The organism is Streptomyces atriruber, from assembly GCF_001418325.1.
GTDB lineage: Bacteria > Actinomycetota > Actinomycetes > Streptomycetales > Streptomycetaceae > Streptomyces > Streptomyces atriruber.
The window spans coordinates 1-6,683 of the sequence record NZ_LIPN01000288.1 but is presented as its reverse complement, the minus strand read 5'-3'; the positions used below and the strand labels follow the sequence as shown (position 1 = coordinate 6,683).

The 6,683-nt window shown below is 72.0% G+C and carries 5 protein-coding genes; 2 read left to right on the top strand and 3 right to left on the bottom strand.

What is annotated here, in order from left to right; all coding sequences use genetic code 11:
- Positions 1-1,483: HelD family protein (locus AOK03_RS27640; protein ID WP_055568070.1), on the top strand; the 1,483-nt coding region annotated here is incomplete at its 5' end.
- Positions 1,484-1,520: 37 nt separating this feature from the next.
- On the opposite strand, the gene AOK03_RS27635 is transcribed toward AOK03_RS27640, so the two are convergent.
- The gene (locus tag AOK03_RS27635) at positions 1,521-2,996 is read right to left on the bottom strand and encodes a peptidoglycan D,D-transpeptidase FtsI family protein (protein ID WP_055568069.1); all 1,476 of its coding nucleotides are present in this window, start codon (positions 2,994-2,996) and stop codon (positions 1,521-1,523) included.
- Between the two features lie 80 nt (positions 2,997-3,076).
- Positions 3,077-4,012: an NAD(P)-dependent oxidoreductase gene (locus AOK03_RS27630; RefSeq protein WP_079074995.1), complete on the bottom strand. Its 936-nt coding sequence runs from the start codon at positions 4,010-4,012 to the stop codon at positions 3,077-3,079.
- 110 nt (positions 4,013-4,122) lie between these two features.
- Between AOK03_RS27630 and AOK03_RS27625 the strand changes: the two genes are divergently transcribed.
- A complete protein-coding gene (locus AOK03_RS27625) occupies positions 4,123-5,127 on the top strand; it encodes a helix-turn-helix domain-containing protein (protein WP_055568068.1) in 1,005 nt (334 codons plus the stop codon).
- Here the strand turns inward: AOK03_RS27625 and AOK03_RS27620 are convergent.
- Positions 5,108-6,178, bottom strand: a complete 1,071-nt coding sequence (locus AOK03_RS27620) for an extracellular catalytic domain type 2 short-chain-length polyhydroxyalkanoate depolymerase (protein ID WP_055568067.1) — start codon at positions 6,176-6,178, stop codon at positions 5,108-5,110. The two genes, AOK03_RS27625 and AOK03_RS27620, sit on opposite strands and share 20 nt — an antisense overlap.
- Positions 6,179-6,683 lie beyond the last annotated feature (505 nt).

Genomic DNA, 6,683 nt, shown 5'->3' with positions numbered 1-6,683 from the left:
CGCCACCATCCAGCCCGAGCAGGACGACCTCGTCCGCGGCGAGCTCGCCGCCTCCGTGTGCGTGCAGGGCGCGCCCGGCACCGGCAAGACCGCCGTGGGCCTGCACCGCGCCGCCTACCTCCTCTACACGCACCCGCAGCGCGTCCAGCGCTCGGGGCTGCTCATCCTCGGGCCCAACCGCACCTTCCTGCGGTACATCGCCGAGGTCCTGCCCTCGCTCGGGGAGACCGGGGTGCGGCAGTCCACCGTGCAGGACGAGATCGGGCGCCACCCCGTGCGCGCCCACGACGACGGGGCGGCCGCCGTCGTCAAGCACGACGCCCGTATGGCCGAGGTGCTGCGCCGGGCGCTGTACGTGCGCGTCGCGCCGCCCCTGGAGCCGGTCGCCGTGCCCGACGGGTCGTACCGATGGCGCGTCACGCTCGGCGAGCTGGAGCGGATCGTCGAGGACGTACGGCGCGAGGAGCCGCCGTACACCGTCGGGCGCGACCGGGTGCGCAGCCGGGTCGTGCGGGCCGTTCGGGAGCAGGCCGAGCGCCGGGCGGGGCCGCAGAACAACACGTGGGTGCAGAAGATCGGGCGGGCCAGGGCCGTCAGCGCCTTCGTCGACGCGGCCTGGCCCCGGGTGCGGTCGGACGAGGTGCTCGCGGGGCTGCTGGGGGACGCGGCAGCGCTCGCCGAGGCGGCCGAGGGGATCCTCGGGGGCGCGGAGCAGCGGGCCATCCTGTGGGCCAGGCCCCCGCGTTCGTACAAGTCCGCGAAGTGGAGCGCCGCCGATCTCGTGCTGATGGACGAGATCGAGGGGCTCCTTGAGCGGCCCGCCGGATACGGGCACATCGTCGTCGACGAGGCGCAGGACCTGTCGCCCATGGAGTGCCGGGTCATCGCGCGCCGCTCGGACTTCGGTTCGCTGACCGTGCTGGGCGATCTCGCGCAGGCCACCACGCCCTGGGCCGCGCGCAGTTGGGCGGAGGTGCTCGGTCACCTGGGCAAGCCGGACGCCACGGTGACGCCGCTGACCACCGGCTTCCGGGTGCCGCGTGCCGTCGTCGGGCTCGCCAACGAGCTGCTGGAGCGGCTCGACGTCGACGTACCGCCCGCCCGTTCGATGCGCGGGGACGGGGAGTTGCGGGTGCGGGAGGTGGCGGACGTGGCGGCCGGGGTGGTGGAGGCGGTGCGGGGCGCGCTCGGGCAGGAGGGGTCCATCGGCGTCATCGCCGCCGACCACGACGTCGAGCGGCTGCGTGCGGCCCTGGACGCGGCGGGGATCGGCAGCGCGGGGCCCGACGAGCTGGGCGCGCGCGTCACCGTGTGCCCGGCGTCCGTCGCCAAGGGCCTGGAGTACGACCACGTGGTCGCCGCCGAACCGGCGGCCGTCGCGGAGGCCGAGGCGCGCGGCCTGCACCGGTTGTACGTGGTGCTGACCCGCGCCGTGTCCCGTCTCGACGTACTGCACAGCAGACCGCTGCCGTGGTCGCCGTAGACCCCAACGCGGTGCAGGGCTCGGCGCGTTGTGGACCTCAGCGTTCCAGGACCGCCTCCATGACCGCCTTCGCGATCGGCGCGCCCAGCTTGCCGCCCGCGATCTCCGAACGCGGGATGTTCATGTTGGACGGGTCGACGAACACGGCGACGGCGACGGGGGACTCGCCCTTGCTGTTCTTGGCGTACGACACGAACCACGCGTACGGCCGCTCGTCGTTGACGTCAGCGCCGTGCTGGGCCGTGCCGGTCTTGCCGCCCACCGTGACGCCGTCGATCCGCGCCTTGTTCGCGGTGCCGTTCTCGACGGTGTTCTCCATCATTTCCTGGACGGTCTGTGCGGTCTTCTCGGAGACCGCCTGGTTCAGCTCGTGCGGCTCGCCCTTCTCGATCGCCGAGAGGTCGGGACCGCGCAACTCCTCGACCAGGTAAGGCTTCATGACCTTGCCGTCGTTGGCCAGCCCCGCCGTGACCATCGCCATCTGCAGCGGGGTGCTGGTCAGACTGCCCTGGCCCATGCCGGTCAGCGCGGTCTGCGGCTTGTCGAGCTCCTCCGGATAGCTGCTGGCGACGGCGCGTACGGGAATGAACTGCTCGTCGTTGAAGCCGAACTTCTCCGCCGTCTCGCGCATCTTGTCCTTGCCGACCTTGAGCGCGATGTCGAGGAAGACGTTGTTGCAGGACCACTGCATGCCGGTCTTCACCGACACCTTGTCGCAGTTGGCGTCGGGCACGTCGTTGCCGATGCGGGTGGAGCTGAGGGGGAGTTTGTACGGGGTCTTTGCGCCGGTCGGCTTGTCGATGTCCGTCACGACGCCGTGCTCCAGGGCGGCGGCAGCGGTGAGGATCTTGAAGGTGGAGCCCGGCGGGTAGATCTCGCGCAGCGCGCGGTTGCTCAGCGGCTTGTCCTTGCGGTCGCCGAGCTCCTTGAACTTCTTGCCCTCGGCGAGCGAGATGCCCGCGAAGACCGAGGGGTCGTACGAGGGGGTGCTGGCCATGGCGAGCACCTTGCCGGTGCGGGGGTCGAGGGCGACCACCGCACCCTTGGCGTTCAGGTCCACCAGCCCTTGGTAGGCGGCCTTCTGCGCCTTGGGGTCGATGGTCGTGACGACGTCGCCGCCCTGCTGCTTCTCGCCGGTCAGCATGTCGAGGGTGCGCTTGATGAAGAGCCGGTCGTCGTTGCCGCTGAGGATGCCGTTGTGGACGCCCTCCAGGAAGGTGGCGCCCTGGGCCTGCGAGAAGTAGCCCGTCACCGGCGCGTACATCGGGCCCTCCTTGAAGACCCGCTTGTACTTGAAGTCGGACCCGGGGGTCTCCTTCGAGCCGGTGATGGACTTGCCGCCGACGATGATGTCGCCGCGGGGGTGGGAGAACGCCTCGATCTGCACGCGGCGGTTCTTCTTGTGGTTGGCGAGATCGTCGTTCTGCGCGAACTGCACCCAGTTCGCCCGCAGGAGCAGGGCGAGGGTGAGGATCCCGCAGAAGACGGCTATGTGCCGCAGCGGACGGTTCATGGGTGGCTCCCCCGGTGCCGGTGAATCGTTCCCGCCCATCCTTGCCGCTGCGGCCGTCAAATGGGAGGAAATCCGGTGACCTATCCCCGGGCGCCCCGCAACACCTCGACCACGCTCGCGTAGCTGTCGCCGCCGTGGCCCGCTGCCGCCGCGCGCTCCATCGTCGACTTCAACAGCTCGGGCAGCGCGTTGTCGATGCCGCGCGCCCGCGCCGCGTGGATCAGATGGTCGATCGCGGCGATCTGTACGTCGACGGTGGCGTCGTCGCCCGGATAGCGCGCGGCGTCCACCTGGGGCGCGTACGTCGTGAGGAACCCGGACACCGCGCCGTTCAGCCAGCGCAGCGCGATCCGCGTGAACGCCTCGGCCGACGCCGACGTCCCCTCCGAGGTGACGAGTGCGGTGCCGTGCAGCCAGCCGGTGAACGACGCCCACATCAGACCGAGCAGCGCGGCGTCGTGGAGCGAGGCGAGGCCCGGCTCCGTGCCGAGGTGGAGCGGGTCGCCGAGGGCGGCGAGAGTGGTGCGGTGGGCCTCGAAGACCGCCTCCGGGCCGCTGTAGAGGATCATCATCTCGGGGTTTCCGACGCCCGGCGGGGTCGTCATGATGCCGCCGTCGAGGTAGTCGGCACCGTGCGAGGCCGCCCACCGGGCCATCTCGTCGGCCTGCTCCGGCGACCCCGACGTGAGGTTGACCAGGGACTTCCCGGCGAGCGCGCCCGCCTCGGCGACGGGGTCGAGCACGGTGTGCAGGGCGTCGTAGTCGAGTACGCAGGCGATGACGAGGCCGCTCGTGGCGACGGCGTCCTCCGGTGTCGCGGCCACGTGCGCGCCCCGGTCGGCCAAGGGCTTCGCCTTCTCCGGGGAGCGGTTCCAGACGGTGGTGGGGTGGCCGGCGTCCAGGAGGGCGGCGGCGAGGGCGGAGCCCATGAGGCCGAGGCCGATGACGGTGACGGGGGCGAGGCCGGGGGCTCGGGTGGTGACGGGAGAGGTGTTCGTGCTGGTGGTGGCGTTCATGGGGACCACGCTCGCAGCGCGCGGGCGCCGTCGACAGTGACAGCGGTGACGGTGATCACCAAATTCCTGCCGGCCGTTGCCGGGGGCCCGGACCGTCGTACGCTCGCGGCATGAGCGCTGGTTCCGTCGCGGTCGTCGTGGCCGACGAGATCGGGATCCCGTCCTGGGATCTGTACGAACTGAGCATCCCTTTCACGGTGTTCGGCAAGAAGCAGCCCGACCTGTCCGACCACTGGTACGACCTGCGGCTGTGCTCCACGAGGGAAGCGGGGCAGGAGACCGGGCAGGAGGCGGGCGCATTCGGGATCACGCTGCGTACGCCCTTCGGACTGGAGGGGCTGGCCGGTGCCGACACCGTCGTCGTCACCTCGGTGCCCGACGCCTGCATCGAGGAGGGCGCGCCGCTGCCCGAGGGCCTCGCCGACGCGCTGCGCGCCGCGCACGCCTCGGGCGCCCGCATGGTCTCCCTCTGCACCGGGGCCTTCGCGCTCGCCGAGGCGGGCCTCCTCGACGGCCGCAGGGCGACCGCCCACTGGATGCACACGGCCCAACTGGCCGCCCGCTACCCGGACGTCACCGTCGACGACTCCGTCCTGTACGTGGACGACGGCGACGTCCTGACCAGCGCCGGGCTGACCGCGGGCCTCGACCTCTGCCTGCACCTGGTCCGCCGCGACCTCGGCGCGCACGTCGCCAACCAGCTGGCGCGGCGGATGGTCGTGCCCGCCCACCGGCCCGGCGGCCAGGCCCAGTTCATCGACCTCTCCGTGCCCGAGACGGACGACGCGGGCCTCGGCCCCGTACTGGAGTGGGCCCGCGCGCACCTGGACCGGCCGCTGACCGTCGACGACCTGGCGCGCCGGGCGGCGATGAGCCCGCGCACCTTCTACCGGCGCCTCCACGGGGCCACCGGGACGACTCCGCTGCAGTGGCTGCTCAACCAGCGGCTCGCGCGGGCCCAGAGCCTGCTGGAGACGACGGATCTGCCGGTCGAGCGGGTGGGCGAGCTGAGCGGCCTCGGCACGGCGAACAACCTCCGTCACCACTTCCTCAAGCAGGTCGGGGTGTCGCCCGGCGACTACCGGCGGTCCTTCTTCACCCGCCCAGCTGCTTGACCATGCTCATGATTGTTGTGATCTGCCTGCCGCTCTTGTCGGCGTAGTGCGTGTCGCCGCCGTACCCCCACCAGTTCCAGCAGCCGCGCGGGTTGTCGAGGGCGGTGGTGGCCTGCGGGTACAGGACGATCATGCGGTTCGTGTCGGCGTACTCGTTCAGGTGGGCCTGGGACATGAACGTGTCGCCGATCTGCCCGAACGTCTGCTGACAGCCGTGCAGCGCCACCATCAGCCGACACGACCCGGCCGATCCGGCCGATCCGCCCGACCCGTCCGCGCAGGACTCCGGGACGTACGCGAAGCCGTCCTTGCCCATGCTGACGGCGGCCGCGTTGCCGCCCGGGACGTGGCGGTTCTGGTCGAAGCGGACGAGGGTGCCGTCCAGCGGGGCGGTGGTGGCGGGGTTCACGGGCGCGCCGAACAGGTGCGTGAGCATGGCGCGTTCGGGGTCGGTGCCGCAGGTGTTGACGTAGGGCGAGGCGGTGGTCGCGCAGGGCACCTTGCCGAGCGGGGAGACCCAGGCGTGGCCCGCGGGCGACGAGGTGTCGTAGGAGACGTTCGCGCCGAAGTCCCGGTGGTAGGCGGCGAGGTCGTCGTTGACCGGGCGGTCGACGGTTCCGTCGTTCCCGCCGTGGTACAGCCAGACCGGGTCGCCGGACAGGTTCGCCACGGGGTCGACGCGGCCCGCCGCCGCCCGCTCTCTGGTCAGCTGCTCCAGCTGCGCCGGGGTCCTGCGCGGCAGGTACGTGTCCATGCAGGCGTAGAGCGCGGTGTTGACGCTGCCCTGCGCGCAGTCGTACGCCCCCGCGCTGAAGATGCCCGCGCCCTTGAAGACGGCGGAGTGGGCGACGTGCAGCTGGTCGGCGAGGTATCCGCCGGACGAGACGCCGGAGACGTACGTCGACTCGATGTCGTACGGGCGCAGTTCACCGGGGATGGGGGTGGGGACGGCCGCGGCGGCGGTCGTGCCACCGAGGCCGAGGGCGCAGGTGAGGGCGAGGGCGGCGACCAGGGTGAGGGGGGTCTTTCCGCGGGACTTTCCGTGGGCCATGCGTACCTCCGGGATCCGGGCGGTGTGGGGGCCGTCATTCTGGACGGCCGCCGGAGGGGGCGACGAGGTGGTGCGGGGCCACAGCCGGGCGGTGCGGGGTGTGGCTCCGCGCCATCGGGGCTGTCGGGTTCGCCGGGCTCACAGGGCCTGCGCAGCTCAGCGGGACGGGACCCATGCGGCCATGCGGCCATGCGGCCATGCGGCCACGCGGCCACGCGGCTCATCGGGCCCATGGAGGCGCATCGGCTTCGCCCGAAGCGCGGGCGTCAGCGGACCATCAGCGACCCCGAAGCGGACCGGAGCAGAGTCGTCCTCGTCAGTCGGCAGCCACGCCGACCGGCCCAGCCGCACCACACAGGGGAGCCCGCCATGACGACCGCCACGGCCACCACCACGATCGCCGACACCGCGACGATCACCGCCACGACAGCAGCCACGACCACCGCCACCACCTTCACCGCCGCGACGGTCACCACCACCCCCACCACGGCACCCTCTCCTTCCC

Coding starts and splice junctions, on each gene's coding strand:
- AOK03_RS27620 (WP_055568067.1), bottom strand. CDS start 6,178: ATGGCCCACGGAAAGTCCCGCGGAAAGACCCCCCTCACCCTGGTCGCC.
- AOK03_RS27630 (WP_079074995.1), bottom strand. CDS start 4,012: ATGAACGCCACCACCAGCACGAACACCTCTCCCGTCACCACCCGAGCC.
- AOK03_RS27635 (WP_055568069.1), bottom strand. CDS start 2,996: ATGAACCGTCCGCTGCGGCACATAGCCGTCTTCTGCGGGATCCTCACC.
- AOK03_RS27625 (WP_055568068.1), top strand. CDS start 4,123: ATGAGCGCTGGTTCCGTCGCGGTCGTCGTGGCCGACGAGATCGGGATC.